Origin of the sequence: Candidatus Accumulibacter meliphilus, assembly GCF_036625345.1 — a bacterium.
In the GTDB taxonomy this organism is placed as follows: Bacteria; Pseudomonadota; Gammaproteobacteria; order Burkholderiales; family Rhodocyclaceae; genus Accumulibacter; species Accumulibacter meliphilus.
The window spans coordinates 132,169-150,242 of record NZ_JAZKTZ010000004.1 but is presented as its reverse complement, the minus strand read 5'-3'; the positions used below and the strand labels follow the sequence as shown (position 1 = coordinate 150,242).

Genomic DNA, 18,074 nt, shown 5'->3' with positions numbered 1-18,074 from the left:
GGAGAACCCTTCCCGGATGAATGCCCAGACGGACTTCGATATCGGCCCGCTGACCTGGGTCAAGAGCGAGATCGACCTCGCGCTGGAGCGTGCCGACAAGGCACTGCAAGAGCTTGCGGCAAGCGTGGCCGTCGACAACGCCGATCTCGGCCAGGTCAGATTCTGTCGTACCCACCTGCACCAGGTGCAGGGCGCGCTGACCATCGTCGGTCTCGACGGGGTCACCCAGTTTACGGAAGCGCTGGAGGCCTTGCTCGAGGCGGTCGAACGCCAGGAGCAGCCGTGCAGCGCAGCGCACATCGAGCTGGCACGACGCGCAATGGCCAGCCTTCGTCACTACCTCGATGACCTGATCGGCGGCCAGCCAAACCAAGCCCTGCGCCTGCTGCCCGTTTATCGAGAACTGCAGGCAGCACGCGGACAAGAACGTGTTCTGGCGACCGATCTCTTCTTCCCCGACCTGCGCGTACGCCCACCACGTCGTAACGGCGGTAACCCGAAAATTGGCAGCGGCGAGTTTCACGCTCGCCTGCGGCAGCAGCGCGCTTACTTCCAGCGCGGCCTGTTGTCGTGGTTGCGTGCGCCGCAGAGCGGGGCCGGCGTGCCGGAAATGCTCAACGCCGTCAAACGCATCGATGCCCTCCAGGAACCACCGTCCGCGCGCGCTTTCTGGTGGGTGGCCACCGCCTTCCTGACCGCGCTGGCCGAACGGGCGCTGCCAGCGGATGCCGATGCCAGGCAGCTGTGCACGCGCATCGACCTGCAGATTCGGCGACTGCTCGAAGGTTCGAGCAATGTCGCCGAACGCCTGATGCGCGACGCGCTGTATCTGGTCGGCAACGCCGACAGCAAGCAGCGCGCCGTCCACCGCGTCCAGGAAGCCTACCAGTTGGCCGCGCTGCTGCCCGGTGCGGCGCCCGAAACGGCGGTCGCTGAGGAATCCGTCCGCCGTCGCTTGCGTGAAGCGATCGCCAGCACAGAAGAGTCGTGGAACAAGTTTTGTGCCGGCAGCACGCAGGCACTGCCGACTTTCCGCAGCAACACCACGGCCTTGGCAGCGGTGGTCGAAGAACTTGGCCAGGCCGACTTTTGCCGCCTGGTTCAGGCCATCGGCGAGGTGGCCGAATTCCTGCTCAAGGCGCCGATAAAGCACAGCGAAGCGCTGGCCATGGAAACGGCCACGGCCATCCTGCTGGCGCTGAATGCGCAGGGAAACATCCAGTACCTGGACAGCAGCTTCACGCACCAGGTCAATGTAATGGTCGATCGGATTCATGGCTGCCTTTCCGGAAAGCCACTGTCACCGGAATCGGAACTGCCATCACTCGACGAAATGTCACGCCAGGCGCAGGAAAAGCTGCTGATCAGCCAGGTGGCCCGGGAGATCCAGAACAACCTGACGCACATCGAACAGGTACTCGACGGTTTCTTCCGGGACGTCGACAAAGGCGCCGATCTGGAAGCCTGGAAACGCCGATGCGACAGGTCATCGGTGCGCTGACCATGATGCGCCACGAGGCGGCGGTTGCGGTTCTGAAAAAGTGCGCCGCCGACATCAAGGCTTTCTCCGCAGCGGACTATGTGCCGCTGGAGACCGACTTCGAGCAACTTGCCGAGAAACTGTCGCTGCTTGGCTTCTTCGTCGACGCCCTGCAGCACGGCGCGACGGACTTCGATGCCTTCGTCAGAAAGATGGAGTCCAGCACGGGCCGCGAGGTGCTCGTCGAGGAACCCGCAGCAACGGTCGAGAAGGAAATCGAACAGCAGAAACTCGACGCGCACGCCTTGCTGCAAGCGCTCAAGGGACAGCCAGACGATGCGCAGCTGCGCCAGCAAGTCGCCAAACATCTCGCGGCCCTGCAAAAAGACAGCGATCTGGTGGGCGACAAGGACGGCGGACCACAGATCAAGCAACTGCTGTCGGTGCTCGCCGCCGCTGGCGACGCCAGCGCACAGCTCGACGCGACGATGGCCGCGCTCAAGCCGCAAACCGCCGAGACACCACTCCCCTCGGCTGAAACGATCCAGCTCTCACAGGCTACCAGCGAGGAGGTCGACGCCGAAATCCTGGAAATTTTTCTTGCCGAGGCGGGAGAGGTACTGGCCAGCATCGACCACAACTTCCAGTTGCTGAAGACGCAGCCGCAGGAGACGGAGTTGCTGACCGCCATCCGCCGTGCGGTGCATACCCTCAAGGGCAGTGGCCGGATGGTCGGACTCAGGGATTTCGGCGAAGCGGCGTGGTCGGTCGAACAGGTTCTCAACCTGTGGCTGCGCCAGGAGCACGAAGTCACGCCAGCGATCATCGACCTGCTCGGCCAGACCTACAGCGTCTTTGTCCTCTGGGTCGAACATCTGAAGACCGGACACGTTCAGGCGCCCGATGCCACGGGAATGATGGCCCTGGCCGCGTCGCTACTGCGCGCTAGCGAGGACAGCAGCGTCGTCGAAACGCCTTTGCCGGAAGCAGCGGCAGAGCCCGACGATCGCGCCGCAGTGGCGGTAGTGGGTGAGGCAGCCGCCGAGACACCCGCCGAAGGCGCCGCCGATGAGCGTAGCCTACGCCAGCGGCTGACCATCACCTCGGCGCTCGCCGAGATCTTCAACGAAGAGGCGGGAGCTCACCTGGCAACGCTGCAGCATGAGTTCGCGGTTCTCGAAAGCGACCTCCTGGCGCCCACCACGCACGAGATGTACCGTGCCGCTCATACGCTGGCCGGCATCGCCGGAACGGTCGGTATCGAGCCAGTGAATCACCTGAGCATGGCCCTCGAACACGCCCTGTCGCGGCGCAACCAGGCGGCCAATCCGGATAGTGTCGGAGCGCTGGAAACGATCCGTCAGGCAATCGCCGGACTGGCCTTGATGCTGACGGACATCGCCGGCTTCCACGAGCCCGAAGCAGCACCGGTACTGATCGATGCGCTCGCCGCGCTGTACCTGGAGCTGTCCGTCGAAAAGCGGGCAGCGCTTGCCGAGGAGGAAGGCGACGCCGGCAGGGCAGGCAGCGAAGACAGCGAAGGCGGTGAAACCAGCGACGCAGCCCTGGATGCTGAACAACTGGAGGTCCACGAGCTGCTATCAGCAACGGCCGTGCCGCAGCTGGCGCCGATCACGGCAACGCAACCGTCAGCGGCAGCGCTGAGCGGCAGCGGACTCGCGCTCCCGGAAATGCAGGATGAGCTCGACGAGCAGCTACTGCCGCTATTTCTGGAAGAGGCGCTCGATCTCACCCAGAGCATTGCCACGCAATTGCGCGCCTGGCGCAGCAAGCCTTCCGACAGCGACGTCCTGCGGCGCCTGGCGCGCCTGTTCCATACCCTCAAGGGTAGCGCACGCATGGCCGGCGCGATGAACCTTGGCGAGCTGACGCATGCCATCGAAACGCGCATGGCGGAAGCGCAGCAGGCGGAAAATTCGCCGCTCGAACTGATCGACGACATCGATAACGCCTTCGACGTCATCGTCCAGATTGTCGAACGGCTGCAACGTGGCGAGCTCGGCGACGCCCCGGTCGACGTCCCCGACGAGGCCGCCGGAAAAATTGCCTCGGACGCCGAGTTCACGCGGACGGCTGCCGGCCACGATGTGCCGGCGGAAGCGCCCGAGCAACAGCAGGAAGGCGAAAGCGATGCGGCGAACAGCGTGCCTTGCTGCGCGTGCGCGCCGATCTGATCGATCGCCTGGTCAATGAAGCCGGCGAACTCTCGATTGCGCGCTCCCGGATTGAAGGCGAAATGCGGGCCATCAAGGGTTCCCTGCTCGACCTCACCGAAAACGTGATCCGTCTGCGCCGGCAATTGCGGGATATCGAACTGCAGGCCGAATTGCAGATGCAGTCACGCACTGCGCTGAGCGATGAACGCCGCCCGATCGATTTCGACCCGCTCGAATTCGACCGCTTCACGCGTTTTCAGGAACTGACCCGGATGATGGCCGAATCGGTCAACGACGTCGCCACCGTCCAACAGAATCTGTTGAAAAACCTCGACGACGCCAACGCGGCCATCCTCGCACAATCACGGCTGAACCGCGAACTCCAGCAAGAGCTGATGTCGGTGCGCATGGTGCCATTCAGCAGTATTGCCGATCGCCTGTACCGAATCGTTCGCCAGGCCGGCAAGGAACTCGGCAAGCGCGCCAATCTGGAAATCAGTGGTGGCCAGTTGCAGCTCGACCGCACGGTCCTCGACAAGATGCTGGCGCCACTCGAACACATGCTGCGCAACGCCATCGCCCACGGCCTTGAAAATACGCCGCAGCGTCTGGCCAAGGGCAAGCCGGAAATCGGCGAACTGTCTCTGAAGCTGACGCAGGAAGGAAACGAGGTCATTGTCGCCTTTGCCGATGACGGCGCCGGACTCGACCTGCAGCGCTTGCGCGAGCGCGGTCTGGCCGCTGGCCTGCTCAGCGAGGAGCAGGGCGCGGACGAAGCGCAGGTCGTGGAGATGATCTTTGCACCAGGCATCTCGACGGCCAGCGGCATCTCGCGCCTCGCCGGGCGCGGCATCGGCATGGATGTCTTGAAGAGCGCCGTAGTCAGCCTTGGCGGCCGTATTGAAGTCCTGTCTACGCCCGACCAGGGGACGACCTTCCGCCTTTATCTGCCACTGACGCTGGCGGTCACCAAGGCCTTGCTGGTACGCTCCGGCCAGCGCGAGTACGCGATTCCGGCGGCAATGATCGAGCAGGTGCTCGACCTCAAGGAAAAGGGGTTGACGCGTATTCGCGAAGCCAATGCCGCGTTGTGGAGCGGTAATCCCTATCCCTTCCACTATCTGCCGCACCTCCTCGGCGAGCCACAAGCTCTGCCAGAAAGACATAGCCAGTACTGGGTCCTGCTGCTGCGCAGCGGCACCCGCAGAGTGGCGCTGCAAGTCGACGAAGTGCTGGGGAATCAGGAAGTGGTAGTCAAGAATATCGGTCCACAGCTGGCGCGGGTCATCGGCGTGTCGGGAGCGACGGTGCTCGGCAATGGCCAGGTGCTGCTGATCCTGAACCCGGTTGCGCTGGCCAGTCGCCCGCGTACGGCGATTCCCGTTTCGCCGCTACCGACGCTACGCCAGGCGGCGACTACCGGCAGCGTCGCCGCCACCCTGCCAACGGTGATGATCGTTGACGACTCGCTGACCGTGCGCAAGATCAGCAGCCGCCTGCTGGCCCGTGAAGGATACCAGGTGATGACTGCCAAGGATGGCATCGATGCCCTCGAACAACTGGTGGCGATCATCCCCGATGTGCTGCTGGTGGACATCGAAATGCCACGCATGGACGGCTTCGAGTTGACGCGCAACCTGCGTGCCGACGAGCGCTTGCGGGGCGTCCCCATTGTCATGATCACCTCGCGGACGGCCGAAAAGCACCGTCACTACGCCTTCGAGCTGGGCGTCAATCACTACCTGGGCAAGCCTTATCAGGAAGAGGAGCTGCTGCGCCTGGTGGCCGCGCACGTCAAGGCGCAGCGAGGCACTTGACGACCGCGTAGCGCTGCAGGGTCAACTGCCTGGCCTGCTGATGGTCGACCAGCGGTGCCGGCGTGTCGCGTCCGATACGCACTCCGCAAGCGGCCTGCTCAGACAGGCTCATCCGCCATGGCGCGTGGATGAAGCGGTCGGGGACGGCAGCCAGTTCCGGCAGGTAGCGGCGAATGAACTTGCCGGCGGGGTCAAAGCGCTCCGACTGCAGCAGGGGATTGAAGATCCGGAAAAAGGGCTGCGCATCGCAGCCACTCGAGGCCGCCCATTGCCAGCCGCCGTTATTGGCGGCGAGATCGAAATCATTCAGCTGGGCGGCAAAATAAGCCTCACCACGCCGCCAGTCAATACCCAGATCCTTGCTCAGAAATGAAGCGGTCAGCATGCGCAGGCGATTGTGCATGTAGCCCGTGCCATTGAGCTGGCGCATCGCGGCATCGACGAGCGGGTAGCCGGTACGACCGGCGCACCAGGCGGCGAAGGCCCGCTCGGCAGGCGGCCCTTGCTCCCAGGCAATGGCCTCGTAGGCCGGTTTGAAAGCACGCTCGGCAACCTGCGGGAAGCGATCGAGAATCATGAAGTAGAAGTCGCGCCAGACAAGCTCCGAAAGCCAGGTTGCAGCGCCCTCATGGCCGGGCCGCAAGGCGCCCGCGGCGATCGCCGCGGCGACCAGCTCGCGAATCGAGAGGGTCCCGAAACGCAGATGAACCGAGAGGTAGGACACGCCTTTCACAGCCGGAAAGTCACGCTGCTGCCGGTAGCGGGAAATTCGCCGGACAAAATCGGCCAGCAATTGCCGGGCGCCCGACATCCCCGGAACAAAGCCCAAGGCGCGCAGGTCGGTGGCGGCAAAGCCGAGTTCCGCCAGCGAAGGCAGCCGCTGCGCGCTGGGCGGCATGACCAGGGTCCCGGCCCCTCCCTCGCCGGGCTGCAGGTCGTCCTCGGTCAGGCGCTTCAGCCAGGCTTTCTTGTACGGGGTAAACACCGTAAACGGTCGCCCAGCCTGGGTCAGCACTTCGTCGCCGTCAAGCACCGCCTGGTCCTTGAAAGACTCGAAGGCGATACCGCCAGCGTTCAAGGCAGCGCTTACCGCAGCATCACGGCGCTTGGCTTGCGGCTCGTAATCACGATTGGCAAAAACCGCGGCGACGCCGAGCTCGCCAGCCAGCCGGGGGATCTCCTCAGCAGGCCAGCCATGGCGTACCAGCAAGCCGCCACCGCGCCGGCGCAGAGCGGCGTCGAGCTCAAGCAAGGATTCACGAATGAACTCGACGCGTCGGTCGGCGCGCCTGACCAGGGAATCGAGAATTTCGCGATCGAAGAGAAATGCGCAATGGACGCGCCTTCCTCGCCGCAGGGCTTCGCCAAGCGCAACGTGATCGATGTCACGCAGATCGCGCCGAAACCAGACCAGAATGGAATCGAGCATGGATTATCTTTGTGTCCGCTGCCGCCGCCGATTAAAATAAGGCCATGAAAAGCATCAACCTCACCGACCATTTTCTCATTGCCATGCCGGCCATGGCAGACCCGTATTTTGCCAGGACCTTGGTCTACATTGCGGAACACAATGCGCGTGGAGCGCTGGGTGTGATCGTCAATCGACCGATCGACATGAGTCTGGGAACGCTGCTCGGCAAAATCGACGTACCGCTGGCGAGCGAAGGCTTTGCCCAGCTGCCGGTACTTTTCGGAGGGCCAGTGCAGACCGATCGTGGCTTCGTCCTGCACCGACCGCTCGGTCAATGGCAGTCGACACTGGTGATCAACGAGCAGGTCGGCCTCACCAGTTCGCGCGACATCCTGCAATCAGTCGCCGAGAAAGGCCAACCGCAGGACTTGATGGTCACCCTCGGCTACTCCGGATGGTCTGCCGGCCAACTCGAACACGAACTGGCCCAGAACGCCTGGCTGACCGTCGCTGCCGAGCTGCCGATCCTCTTCGACTTGCCCTACGAGGAACGCCTTGCCTCGGCACTGGACCTGTTGGGGGTCAGCCTTACCAACCTTGCCGACCAAGTCGGTCATGCCTGAGAGAAGCAGCCAAGCAAGCGGCGCCGTGCTCGCTTTCGACTTTGGAGAAAAACGGATTGGGGTCGCAACGGGCGAATGGCAAGTGCGGCAAGCGCACGCGCTGACCACCATTCACTGCGAGGCAAACACGCTGCGCTTCGCCGCCATCGCCATCCTGATCCAGGAATGGCAGCCGCGCTCCCTGGTCGTCGGACGACCCTTGTCCCTGGACGGCGACGAACACGCCATGACCGCTCGCTGCGAACGTTTCGCCAAGCAGCTGCGCGGCCGCTTCGGGCTCAGCGTCGACTACGCCGACGAACGGCTTTCATCGGTCGCCGCCCAGGAACGCCTACGTTCGGCCGGGCACAACTCGCGCAAGGCCAGCAAGCATCTTGATGCCGTCGCCGCCCAGTTGATCTTGCAGGACTATTTCGACAGCCGCAGCGACAGCAGCGACGACAGCGCTGCGCGCCCCTGATACAGCACAGGTCTCCATAGGCGCCAAAACACGCCCTTCCCTGCACACCTACACGCCTTCACCAGCCCCTGACGAGCAAACAGATGCCAGCCATTGAACTCCCCGACGCCGACGTGCAATGCCGAGAACTCGCTGAACTCATCCGCCCCCGGCTGCGACCGGACACGGTCCTGGTCGGCATTCACAGCGGCGGCGTGTGGGTTGCCCGGCGGCTGCGTGATCTGCTCGAACTGAACAACGAGATCGGCCTGATCGATGTCTCCTTCTACCGCGATGATTACGGCGAGAAAGGCCTGCATCCACGCGTCCGGCCAACGTCGATCCCCTTTGATGTCGAAGGTCGGCCGCTGATCCTGGTCGACGACGTGCTGTACACGGGACGCACGACACGGGCGGCAATCAACGAACTGTTTGACTACGGTCGACCGGCGAGCATACAGCTCGCCGTATTGGCCGATCGCGGCCAGCGCCAGCTACCTATTTGCGCCGACTTCTGCACCTGGCAGGTCGATCTCGACCCGACGCAGGAACTGCTGCTCTCTGCGGACGCCGACGCTCAGCTGCAGTGGAGTCTTGCCGGCAATGCATAACCCACAACTCAACGCCAATGGCGAGCTGACGCACCTGCTCTCAATCGAGGGTTTACCGCGCGAACTGATTCATCAGATCCTCGATACTGCGTCGAGCTTCATCGAAGTCTCGGATCGTGACGTCAAGAAAGTACCCTTGTTGCGTGGCAAGAGCGTCTTCAACGTCTTTTTCGAGAATTCCACGCGCACGCGGACCACTTTCGAAATTGCCGCCAAGCGCCTCTCCGCGGACGTCATCAACCTCGACGTGACGCGCTCGTCGACCGCCAAGGGTGAAACCCTGCTCGACACCGTCGACAACCTCATCGCCATGCATGCTGACATGTTCGTCGTACGCCATGCGGCCAGCGGCGCCCCGCACCTGATCACCGAGCATCTGCGTCGCCTCGGACGAAACGACGTGCACGTGGTCAACGCCGGCGACGGACGACACGCCCACCCGACGCAGGGTCTGCTCGACATGTACACCATCCGCCACTACAAAAAGGATTTCAGCAATCTGGTAGTCGCGGTGGTCGGCGACATCCTGCACTCCAGGGTCGCACGCTCGGACATCACCGCGCTGACCACGCTCGGCGCCGCGGAAGTGCGTGCCGTTGGACCGAAAACCTTGTTGCCCGTCGCGATCGAAAGAATGGGTGTGCGCGTCTGCCATGACCTGCGTGAAGGGGTACGCGATTGTGATGTGGTAATCATGCTGCGTCTTCAAAACGAACGCATGAACGGTGCGCTGCTGCCTTCGGCCCGCGAGTACTTCAGCTGTTACGGACTGACGCCCGCGATCCTCGCCCTTGCCAAACCGGACGCCATCGTCATGCACCCGGGGCCGATGAACCGGGGCGTGGAAATCGACTCCGACGTCGCCGATGGACCACAGGCGGTGATCCTGCCGCAGGTGACCTTCGGAATCGCCGTGCGCATGGCGGTAATGGGCATTCTGGCAGGGAACTGAACGATGAACAGGCAAAACCTCCACATCCGGAATGCGCGGCTGATCGATCCCCGGAACGGCCTTGATGAGCCGCGCGACCTGTTCGTCAGTGACGCACGCATTGCGGCCATCGGCCAGCCGCCCGCCGGCTTCTCGGCCGACCGCAGCATCGATGCCAGCGGACTGATCGTCTGCCCGGGCCTGGTCGATCTGTCGACCCGGCTGGGCGGCATCGAACCCGAACTCGCCGCCGCCGTCGCTGGCGGCGTCACTTCGCTGGCCTGCCCGCCGGACAGCAAGCCACCGCTCGACGAGCCGGGGCTCGTCGAACGCCTGGTACGGCGCAGCGAAACGCTTGGTTTAGCGCGCGTCTATCCGATCGGCGCTCTGACGCAGGCCTTGGCAGGCCAGCGGCTTGCAGAAATGAACGGCCTCGCGCGTGCCGGCTGCATTGGCTTCTCGCAGGCCAACCAGCCGATTGACACGCAGTTGCTGCTGCGTGCGATGCAGTACGCGGCCACTTTTTCGTACGCGCTGCGCCTGCGACCGCAAGACCAGTTTCTCGCCCGTGATGGCGTTGCCCACGATGGCGAAGTCGCGTCACGGCTGGGGCTGACCGGGATACCCGTGTCGGCGGAAACCGTGGCCATCGCCACGGCGCTGCAACTGGCTTCCGAAACCGGGGTCCGCCTGCATCTGTCGCGACTGTCCTCGGCTGCCGGCGTCGCACTGGTCCGGGCAGCAAAGCGTTCGCAGCTGCCGGTCAGCTGCGACGTGGCGATCCACCACCTGCACCTTTCGGAAATGGACATCGGCTACTTCGACAGCAACGCTCGCTTCGACCCGCCGCTGCGTGCCCACAGCGACCGTGACGCGCTCCGCGCCGCCGTTCGGGAGGGCCTCGCAGCCATCTGTTCGGACCACACCCCGGTCGATGCAGATGGCAAGCAACTGCCGTTCGCCGAGGCTACCCCCGGGGCCACCGGCCTGGAGCTCTTGCTGCCACTGACGCTGCTTTGGGCGCAACAGGTGCAACTCCCGCTGGCTGAGGCGCTGGCCCGCATCACCTGCGATCCGGCCGAAATCCTCGGCATCGACGGCGGTTCGCTGAACGTCGGCAGTCGCGCCGACATCTGCATCTTCGACCCTGACGAAGCCTGGCGCGTTAGCCCGGAGGCCTTGCGCAGCCAGGGCAAGAACACCCCCTACCTGGGTTACGAAATGAGCGGCAGGGTGCGCATGACGCTGGTCGGCGGACGCATCGTTTTCGAGGCTTGAGCGTCGCTCACTGTCCGAGAAGGCGCCGTAGCGTGTCCGCCGACACGCCGCGCAAGGTCAAGACCTTGCGCCGCGAGTTGTGGCCGCTCTTCAGCTCGACCAGCGACTTGGCCAGCCCCAGCCGCTGCGCCAGAAATTCGAGCAGCGCGGCATTCGCGCGACCATCGATCGCAGGCGCCGCCAGGCGGACTTTCAACGCGTCCCCGTGCAGGCCGACGATTTCGCTGCGCTTTGCTGCCGGCTGAACATGGATGCTCAGGGTGAGCGCAGCGCCGCTCTCGCGTAGCCAGTCGACCACCGTTAATGTGAAAGTCGCGCACGCGACTCACGAATCTCCCTTCGCCCCCCCGCGGGAGAAGGGGCTGGGGAAGAGGGGGCGGTCATGACTTCCATGACCCTGGTTCTCTCGACTGTCATGACCGTCAAAGAAACATCAGCACTAGCTGCGCCAGGACGATGGCGATCAATGGCGACAGGTCGACCATCCCGATGCGTGGAACGAAACGCTGGATGGGAGCCAGAAAAGGCCGGGTCAGCTGCCCGACAGGCTGGCTCAGAGGCGAATACGGACTGACCCACGACAATACGGCCTGTACCAGCAGAGCACCAATCAGCAGATAGATACTCATGCGCAGGGTAGCCAGCACGCCCTGCCAGAGCAGAACCGGCAACAGGTTCAGCGCTGACCAGGCTTCGCTATCGCTTTGCAGTGAAACCACGGCAACGACAAAAACAAGCTGCAGCAGATACGCCGGCAAGAGGCTCGCCAGATCGAGTCCCCACAGGCCGGGCAGCGCTTTGCGCAGCGGCTTGACCAGCCAGTTGGTCAGGTCGACAACAAAAGTGCCGACCTGATTGTTGAACGACACCCGAAAAGCCTGCATGTAAAAGCGCAACAGCAGCGCAACGCTCAGCACCCCGGTGACCACCTGCAACAGAAACAAAACCGCTTGCCCCGCCATCAACTATCCTTTCCGAGCAGCGCGCCCAGTTCACGACTGCGCGCGTTGGCCGCTTGCACGCCAGCGATGAAGCCTTCCCTGACGCCGCGTTCTTCCATCACTTGCAGGGCGGCTTCGGTCGTTCCGCCTTTCGAGGTGACACGCTCACGCAGCACGGCGGCGGCTTCATCTGACTGCACCGCCAGCTTGGCGGCACCGAGTACCGTTTCGATGGCCAACTGGCGCGCCTGGATTGGCGTCAGACCGAGCTCCGTCGCGGCTTGCTGCAAGGTCTCTATGAACAGGAAGACGTACGCCGGACCGCTGCCAGAAACCGCGGTAACGGCGTCCATTTGCTCCTCATCGGCCACCCACAACGTACTACCCACGGCCTGCAGGATGCGCTCGGCACCCAGCCGCTCGGCCATCGAGACGGCCGGCAGCGCGCACAGACCGGTAATGCCGGCACCGATCAGTGCCGGGGTATTGGGCATTGCGCGCACGATCTTGCTGTAGCCGCCGAGCCAGCGGGCAATGTCTGCCAGGCGCAAGCCGGCAGCAATGCTGATGATCAGTTGCTGCTTGAGGCGCTTGGGGAGCGACGCACAGGCATCATGCATTTGCTGCGGCTTCACCGATAGCAGCAGCGCATCGCAGTCGAGCGCAGCGGCGGTCGGCGCCTCGTAACAACGTATCCCGTACATCAGGCGCAGCTTGGCCCGCCCCTGCGCACCGACCTCGATCACGGCGATGTCGGCGGCCGAGAATCCGGTTTTCACCAAGCCACCGATCAAGGCGTTGGCCATATTGCCGCCACCCAGGAAAGTAATTCTCATGCTTCGTGTCTCTCACCAAAAATCGCGGTACCCACACGCACCACGCTTGCTCCCTCGGCGATCGCCGCTTCCAGATCGTGCGACATACCCATCGAAAGCGTATCCAGCGCCAGCCCGTCGGCTTGCAGTTGTTCGGACAGTTGACGCAGCATGCGGAACGGGCGGCGCTGTTCCAGAAAGACGTCACTGCGCGCAGGAACGGTCATCAGGCCACGCAAGCGCAAGTTTGGCAGCACGGCAACCGCCTGCGCCAAGGCCAAGGCTGCGGCAGGCGAAACCCCGCCCTTGCTGGCCTCGCCGCTGACATTCACCTGCAGACAGACCGACAGCGGCGGCAGTGACGCGGGCCTTTGTTCGGAAAGCCGTTCGGCAATTCGCAAGCGGTCCACAGAATGCACCCAGTTGAAATTCTCGGCAAGCAAACGGGTCTTGTTACTCTGCACGGCACCGATAAAATGCCAGTCCAGCCGCAGTGAAGCTAGTGCCTCTACTTTATCCAGTCCTTCCCGGACAAAGCTCTCACCAAAAGCAGCCTGCCCGGCAAGCGCCACCTCACGAACGCATGCGGCAGGCCAGGTCTTGCTGACCGCGAGCAGGCGAACATCGCCAGGGTCACGTCCGTACTGCCGCGCAGCGCTGGCGATTCGCGCGAGAACGGCTTGCAGCTTGGCGGAGAGTAAGGTCATAATCGGGAGCTACGCAGGTTACCGCGAGTATAGCACCGCGCCCTGCCCACCGCCCGAGGACCGAACCGGATGGACATCACCGAACTACTGGCCTTCAGTGTCAAGAACAAGGCTTCCGACCTGCACCTGTCATCGGGCCTGCCGCCAATGATCCGGGTCAATGGCGATGTGCGCCGCATCAACCTGCCGGCGATGGAGCACAAGGACGTGCACGCCAGGGTGTACGACATCATGAGCGACGGCCAGCGCAAACAGTACGAAGAGACGCTGGAATGCGACTTTTCCTTCGAAATCCCGAATCTGGCACGTTTTCGCGTCAACGCCTTCGTACAGAACCGCGGCGCCAGTGCCGTCTTCCGGACGATTCCGTCGAAAGTGCTGACCCTCGAAGAACTCAACTGTCCAAAAATCTTCCAGAGCATCTCCGAGTTTCCGCGTGGCATCGTGCTGGTCACCGGCCCTACCGGCTCAGGCAAATCAACTACCTTGGCGGCGATGGTCAACCACGTCAATGAGAACATGTACGGCCACATCCTGACCGTCGAGGATCCCATCGAGTTCGTTCACCAGTCGAAGAAGTGTCTGATCAACCAGCGCGAAGTCGGACCGCATACGCTGTCATTTCAGAATGCGCTGCGCTCGGCGCTGCGCGAGGACCCGGACGTCATTCTGGTTGGCGAAATGCGTGATCTGGAAACCATCCGTCTGGCACTCTCCGGCGCCGAAACCGGACACCTGGTATTCGCCACCCTGCACACGTCGAGCGCGGCCAAGACCATCGACCGCATCGTCGACGTGTTCCCGGCTGCCGAGAAGGAAATGGTTCGCTCGATGCTCTCCGAGTCGCTGCGTGCGGTGATTTCGCAAACGCTGCTCAAGAGCAAGGATGGCCTGGGACGGGTCGCTGCGCACGAGATCATGCTCGGCACGCCGGCAATCCGCAACCTGATCCGCGAGAACAAGGTGGCGCAGATGTACTCGGCACTGCAAACCGGTCAGCAACATGGTATGCAAACCCTTGACCAGAACCTGGTCGAACTCGTCCGGCGCAATATCGTTTCGGCAGCGGAAGCCAAGAGCAAGGCCGCCAACAAAGACACCTTCGCCAACGTCTAGACCCGCTTCGCGAGCAGGAGAGAAAGCATGGAGCACGACCAAGCGCTGAAGTTCATGCACGAACTGCTGCGGCTGATGACGCAGAAGAACGGTTCCGATCTGTTCATCACCGCCCATTTCCCGCCGGCGATCAAGATCGACGGCAAGGTCATGCCGGTATCGAACCAGCCGCTACTGCCGCAGCACTCTGCCGAGCTTGCACGCTCGATCATGAACGACCGTCAAGCGACCGAGTTTGAAGAAAAAAAGGAATGCAACTTTGCCATTTCACCGTCAGGCATCGGTCGCTTTCGTGTCAATGCGCTGGTGCAACAGGGGCGCGTCGCGGTGGTCTGTCGGACAATCAACCTGGTGGTGCCAACCCTGGACGAACTGGCCTTGCCAGCAGTCCTCAAGGACATCTCACTGACCAGCCGCGGCCTGGTCATCTTCATCGGTGGCACCGGCACGGGAAAAACCACGTCACTGGCCGCGCTACTTGATCACCGTAACTGCAATAGCTATGGCCATATCATCACCATAGAAGACCCTATCGAGTTTGTGCATGAGCACAAAAAGTGCATCGTCACGCAACGCGAAATCGGCGTCGACACGGACTCCTGGGAAGCGGCGCTGAAGAACACCCTGCGGCAGGCACCGAACGTGATCATGATGGGCGAAATCAGAGACCGGGAGACCATGAACTACGCCGTTGCTTTCGCTGAGACCGGGCACCTGTGCCTGGCCACGCTGCATGCCAACAGCAGCAATCAGGCGCTCGACCGGATCATCAACTTTTTCCCCGAAGAGCGCCGCCACCAGTTGTTGATGGACCTTTCCCTGAATCTGCGTGCGCTGATCTCGCAGCGCCTGCTGCCGAAGAAGGACGGTAAGGGGCGAGTACCAGCAATCGAAGTGCTGCTCAACTCACCGTTGATCTCCGACCTGATCTTCAAGGGACAGGTACACGAGATCAAGGAGGTCATGAAGCGCTCGCGCGAACTGGGCATGCAGACCTTCGACCAGGCGCTGTTCGATCTCTACGAAGGCGGTCAGATCAACTACCAGGACGCCTTGCGCAACGCGGACTCGCTCAACGATCTACGCCTGCAGATCAAGCTGCACGGCAAGGAGTCGCAAGACCGCGACCTCACCGCCGGCATCGGCCACCTCGATATCGTCTAAGGTGGCAGGCTGCACGTGCGCCCAATCACTACACGGCTTTCGCCCCGGCCTTGCCGCGGTTGCTGCCGGCGACCATTTTGAATTCGTACAGGCGGCAGTCGAGCGCACCGTTGAACAAGGGCGTCTTCTTGCTCGGAGTCAAGCGCATCATCTTCGGCAAACGGGTGTCGGCGCTGATCAGATAACAGGTCCAGCCGGCGAAGCCTTGCTTGAGCGCCTGGCCCAGCAAGGGGTAGAACGCTGCCAGTTCGTCATCACTGGAGACGCGCTCGCCGTAAGGCGGATTGCTGACCATTATTCCGCTGCCAGCAGGCGCCTCGATGTCAAGCAAATCCCCCGAACGCAGGCTGACCGCGGGTAGCAGCCCGGCACGGTCGAGGTTGGCCAGCGCAGCGCGCACCGCCACCGGCGAAATGTCACTGCCAAAAATTCCGGCATTGGCAAGCGGTTTTTCGCCGGCGCGCGCCGCGTCATAGAGCGTTTTCCAGGCCGCGGAATCAAAATTGTGCAGCTTCTGGAAAGCAAAATCCCGCCTGGCGCCCGCTGCCACGCCAAGCGCTATCTGGGCGGCTTCGATCAGGAAAGTGCCACTGCCACACATCGGGTCGAGCAGAGGGATGCCCGGTTGCCAGCCGCTGAGGCGCAAAATGCCGGCGGCGAGGTTTTCGCGCAACGGCGCTTCGACGCTCTTCTGGCGAAAGCCGCGCTGATAGAGCGGCGCCCCCGAGGTATCGAGATAAAGCGTGCACTCGTCGCTGCTGATGAAGCCCTGAATGCGCACGTCCGGTTGCCGCGTGTCCACGCTTGGACGGCGGCCGAAGTCCCGGCGAAAACGATCACAAACCGCGTCCTTGATCCGCAGCGTCACAAACTCAATGCTCTTCAGGGGGCTTTTAACCGCATTGACATCGACCCGAATCGTTTGCTCCGGAACGAACCATTTTGGCCATGCCGTCTCGAGCGCCAACTGGTAGATGTCTTCCTCCTTCGCATAGCGGCCGTGCGCCACCCGGCACAGGATGCGAGTGGCAATCCGCGAGTGAAGATTGGCGCGGTAGCAGGCCGGCCAGTCGGCGAGGAAATGCACCCCACCGGAGATCTGTTTCAAATCACGCCCACCAGCCGTCAGCAAATCGTCGGCGAGCAGGGTCTCGAGACCACGCGGGCAGCTTGCAAAGAAGGTTTCCACGATTGTCTCCGATCGCTACGAACTAAAAAGGCTTGAAGACGGCGAGATAAATCGCCGCCAGCAGCAAAAGCACTGGCACTTCATTGAACCAGCGGAACCAGACATCACTACGCTGGATGCGGTCATCCTTGAAGCCTTGCAACAGGCGACCACAATATGCGTGATAGGCAATCAGCAACGCCACCAGCGCGGTTTTGGCGTGCAACCAGCCACCCGAAAAACCGTAGCCGAACCACAACCAGAGACCAAAAGCAACCGCCAGAAAGCCGATCGGCGTCATGAAGCGGTAGAGCTTTTCAGCCATCGTCAACAGGCGCTTGCGCTCTTTGTCGCTACCGCGCTCGACCATCGCCAGATTGACAAAAATACGCGGCAGGTAGAACAGGCCGGCGAACCAGCTGACCACCATCCACAGATGCAGAACCTTGGCTAGCAGCACGGACGCTTCCATTCCTTAATGTGAAAGTCATGGCCGTCTGCGGCTGCGGCCACACCGTCCTCGACATGCGGATAGAGCAGCCTGACCCGAAGCTCTTTCTTGACGCGCTGGTTGAGCAGCCGACGTGATTCACTCATGAACGACAGTTGCAGGGCCGAGAGCTGCTCTTGCGCCTCGTCACGCGACAGACGTGGCACTCTGGGCAAAGCAAAACGATCGGCAACGAGATCAAAGTAGTCGCCCATCCTGATCTCTGAATCATCCGTCGCGTTGTAGGCGCGGTTACTGCGGCCGTAGCGCAGCGCGGCACAGGTCATCATTGCCAGGTCATCGGCATGAATGTGATTGGTATAGACATCGTCGGCCTTGCGCAGCGCCGCGACGCCGCGCCGCAGACGTTCGATCGGCAAACGGTCAGCGGCGTAGATCCCGGGCACCCGCAGGATGTTGACGACGACGCCGCGCCGGCCGAAAGCTCGCAGCTGGCGCTCGGCGTCAACGCGGCGGTGGGCGCGGGCGGTGCCTGGGCAGAGTACTCGCGTCTCGTCCACCCGTTCGCCGGAGCAGTCGCCATAGACCCCGGACGTACTTATATACACGATGCGCTGTGGTAGACTCATCCCACTTGCAAGTGCGGCAAGTAGCCAGCGAGTGCGGGTATCGCGCCGATCGCTCGCCCCACCTGTCGGCTTGTACGTCGCGGGCGGCGCCAGATGGATGATGATCTGCGCCAGGCCGGCAATACGTCGCAGGCTGTCGGGTCGATCAAGATCGGCGAGCACGGGTCTGGCGCCCTTGTCGCGCCAGAAAGCGACTTGTTCCGCGTCGCGGACAAGGGCGAAAACGCGGTAGTGGCCAAGCAGCCGGGGCAGGAGACGGCGGGCAATATCTCCACAACCGACGATCAATAGTTTTTGCACCGCGCAATTTTACCGG

General features: G+C 62.7%; 18 protein-coding genes. 10 read left to right on the top strand and 8 right to left on the bottom strand.

The genetic code is table 11. The features are described from left to right. Positions 1-16 precede the first annotated feature (16 nt). Genes V5B40_RS09580 through V5B40_RS09570 form a run of 3 tightly spaced genes read left to right on the top strand, consistent with a single transcriptional unit; the run spans position 17 to position 5,474 of the window. Entirely contained in the window at positions 17-1,501 is a 1,485-nt protein-coding gene (locus tag V5B40_RS09580) for an Hpt domain-containing protein (protein ID WP_332354294.1), read from the top strand. Then, on the top strand, positions 1,477-3,675 hold the full coding sequence (locus V5B40_RS09575) for an Hpt domain-containing protein (protein WP_332354293.1): 2,199 nt from the start codon (positions 1,477-1,479) through the stop codon (positions 3,673-3,675). Before V5B40_RS09580 ends, V5B40_RS09575 begins: the two co-directional genes overlap by 25 nt. Continuing rightward, positions 3,660-5,474, top strand: a complete 1,815-nt coding sequence (locus tag V5B40_RS09570; RefSeq protein WP_332354543.1) for a hybrid sensor histidine kinase/response regulator — start codon at positions 3,660-3,662, stop codon at positions 5,472-5,474. Before V5B40_RS09575 ends, V5B40_RS09570 begins: the two co-directional genes overlap by 16 nt. Here the strand turns inward: V5B40_RS09570 and V5B40_RS09565 are convergent. Then, positions 5,452-6,903: a cryptochrome/photolyase family protein gene (locus V5B40_RS09565; protein ID WP_332354292.1), complete on the bottom strand. Its 1,452-nt coding sequence runs from the start codon at positions 6,901-6,903 to the stop codon at positions 5,452-5,454. The genes V5B40_RS09570 and V5B40_RS09565 overlap by 23 nt on opposite strands. A gap of 44 nt (positions 6,904-6,947) precedes the next feature. On the opposite strand from V5B40_RS09565, the gene V5B40_RS09560 reads away from it, so the two are divergent. From V5B40_RS09560 to V5B40_RS09540, 5 genes are all read left to right on the top strand, one after another. Beyond that, entirely contained in the window at positions 6,948-7,508 is a 561-nt protein-coding gene (locus V5B40_RS09560) for a YqgE/AlgH family protein (RefSeq protein WP_169067432.1), read from the top strand. After that, positions 7,501-7,968, top strand: a complete 468-nt coding sequence (ruvX, locus tag V5B40_RS09555) for a Holliday junction resolvase RuvX (protein WP_332354291.1) — start codon at positions 7,501-7,503, stop codon at positions 7,966-7,968. Before V5B40_RS09560 ends, ruvX begins: the two co-directional genes overlap by 8 nt. A gap of 83 nt (positions 7,969-8,051) precedes the next feature. After that, positions 8,052-8,558, top strand: coding sequence for a bifunctional pyr operon transcriptional regulator/uracil phosphoribosyltransferase PyrR (gene pyrR, locus V5B40_RS09550; RefSeq protein WP_211203779.1), 507 nt, complete (start codon positions 8,052-8,054; stop codon positions 8,556-8,558). Beyond that, a complete protein-coding gene (locus V5B40_RS09545; protein WP_332354290.1) occupies positions 8,551-9,510 on the top strand; it encodes an aspartate carbamoyltransferase catalytic subunit in 960 nt (319 codons plus the stop codon). Before pyrR ends, V5B40_RS09545 begins: the two co-directional genes overlap by 8 nt. A 3-nt stretch (positions 9,511-9,513) precedes the next feature. After that, positions 9,514-10,767, top strand: coding sequence for a dihydroorotase (locus tag V5B40_RS09540; protein ID WP_332354289.1), 1,254 nt, complete (start codon positions 9,514-9,516; stop codon positions 10,765-10,767). A gap of 7 nt (positions 10,768-10,774) precedes the next feature. On the opposite strand, the gene V5B40_RS09535 is transcribed toward V5B40_RS09540, so the two are convergent. From V5B40_RS09535 to V5B40_RS09520, 4 genes are all read right to left on the bottom strand, one after another. Then, complete coding sequence (locus V5B40_RS09535; RefSeq protein ID WP_332354288.1) at positions 10,775-11,065, bottom strand: DUF167 domain-containing protein; 291 nt, start codon at positions 11,063-11,065, stop codon at positions 10,775-10,777. A gap of 124 nt (positions 11,066-11,189) precedes the next feature. Continuing rightward, entirely contained in the window at positions 11,190-11,729 is a 540-nt protein-coding gene (locus V5B40_RS09530; protein WP_332354287.1) for a YggT family protein, read from the bottom strand. Then, entirely contained in the window at positions 11,729-12,544 is an 816-nt protein-coding gene (gene proC, locus V5B40_RS09525; RefSeq protein ID WP_332354286.1) for a pyrroline-5-carboxylate reductase, read from the bottom strand. The genes V5B40_RS09530 and proC overlap by 1 nt, the downstream gene beginning before the upstream one ends. Then, positions 12,541-13,230, bottom strand: coding sequence for a YggS family pyridoxal phosphate-dependent enzyme (locus V5B40_RS09520; RefSeq protein WP_332354285.1), 690 nt, complete (start codon positions 13,228-13,230; stop codon positions 12,541-12,543). The genes proC and V5B40_RS09520 overlap by 4 nt, the downstream gene beginning before the upstream one ends. A gap of 69 nt (positions 13,231-13,299) precedes the next feature. Here V5B40_RS09520 and V5B40_RS09515 point away from each other — a divergent pair, with 69 nt between their 5' ends. After that, positions 13,300-14,346: a type IV pilus twitching motility protein PilT gene (locus V5B40_RS09515; protein WP_332354284.1), complete on the top strand. Its 1,047-nt coding sequence runs from the start codon at positions 13,300-13,302 to the stop codon at positions 14,344-14,346. Between the two features lie 27 nt (positions 14,347-14,373). Beyond that, positions 14,374-15,510, top strand: coding sequence for a PilT/PilU family type 4a pilus ATPase (locus tag V5B40_RS09510; protein ID WP_332354283.1), 1,137 nt, complete (start codon positions 14,374-14,376; stop codon positions 15,508-15,510). 28 nt (positions 15,511-15,538) lie between these two features. On the opposite strand, the gene V5B40_RS09505 is transcribed toward V5B40_RS09510, so the two are convergent. Genes V5B40_RS09505 through V5B40_RS09495 form a run of 3 tightly spaced genes read right to left on the bottom strand, consistent with a single transcriptional unit; the run spans position 15,539 to position 18,058 of the window. Continuing rightward, positions 15,539-16,702: a THUMP domain-containing class I SAM-dependent RNA methyltransferase gene (locus tag V5B40_RS09505; protein WP_332354542.1), complete on the bottom strand. Its 1,164-nt coding sequence runs from the start codon at positions 16,700-16,702 to the stop codon at positions 15,539-15,541. Between the two features lie 19 nt (positions 16,703-16,721). Then, complete coding sequence (locus V5B40_RS09500; RefSeq protein WP_434735861.1) at positions 16,722-17,138, bottom strand: CopD family protein; 417 nt, start codon at positions 17,136-17,138, stop codon at positions 16,722-16,724. Further along, a complete protein-coding gene (locus V5B40_RS09495; protein WP_332354281.1) occupies positions 17,129-18,058 on the bottom strand; it encodes an NAD-dependent epimerase/dehydratase family protein in 930 nt (309 codons plus the stop codon). Before V5B40_RS09495 ends, V5B40_RS09500 begins: the two co-directional genes overlap by 10 nt. Positions 18,059-18,074 lie beyond the last annotated feature (16 nt).

What these genes read in the sequence shown, in the direction of transcription:
- V5B40_RS09580 (WP_332354294.1), top strand. Translation starts at nt 17, where the DNA reads ATGAATGCCCAGACGGACTTCGATATCGGCCCGCTGACCTGGGTCAAG.
- V5B40_RS09575 (WP_332354293.1), top strand. Translation starts at nt 1,477, where the DNA reads ATGCGACAGGTCATCGGTGCGCTGACCATGATGCGCCACGAGGCGGCG.
- V5B40_RS09565 (WP_332354292.1), bottom strand. Translation starts at nt 6,903, where the DNA reads ATGCTCGATTCCATTCTGGTCTGGTTTCGGCGCGATCTGCGTGACATC.
- V5B40_RS09560 (WP_169067432.1), top strand. Translation starts at nt 6,948, where the DNA reads ATGAAAAGCATCAACCTCACCGACCATTTTCTCATTGCCATGCCGGCC.
- ruvX (WP_332354291.1), top strand. Translation starts at nt 7,501, where the DNA reads ATGCCTGAGAGAAGCAGCCAAGCAAGCGGCGCCGTGCTCGCTTTCGAC.
- pyrR (WP_211203779.1), top strand. Translation starts at nt 8,052, where the DNA reads ATGCCAGCCATTGAACTCCCCGACGCCGACGTGCAATGCCGAGAACTC.
- V5B40_RS09545 (WP_332354290.1), top strand. Translation starts at nt 8,551, where the DNA reads ATGCATAACCCACAACTCAACGCCAATGGCGAGCTGACGCACCTGCTC.
- V5B40_RS09540 (WP_332354289.1), top strand. Translation starts at nt 9,514, where the DNA reads ATGAACAGGCAAAACCTCCACATCCGGAATGCGCGGCTGATCGATCCC.
- V5B40_RS09530 (WP_332354287.1), bottom strand. Translation starts at nt 11,729, where the DNA reads ATGGCGGGGCAAGCGGTTTTGTTTCTGTTGCAGGTGGTCACCGGGGTG.
- proC (WP_332354286.1), bottom strand. Translation starts at nt 12,544, where the DNA reads ATGAGAATTACTTTCCTGGGTGGCGGCAATATGGCCAACGCCTTGATC.
- V5B40_RS09520 (WP_332354285.1), bottom strand. Translation starts at nt 13,230, where the DNA reads ATGACCTTACTCTCCGCCAAGCTGCAAGCCGTTCTCGCGCGAATCGCC.
- V5B40_RS09515 (WP_332354284.1), top strand. Translation starts at nt 13,300, where the DNA reads ATGGACATCACCGAACTACTGGCCTTCAGTGTCAAGAACAAGGCTTCC.
- V5B40_RS09510 (WP_332354283.1), top strand. Translation starts at nt 14,374, where the DNA reads ATGGAGCACGACCAAGCGCTGAAGTTCATGCACGAACTGCTGCGGCTG.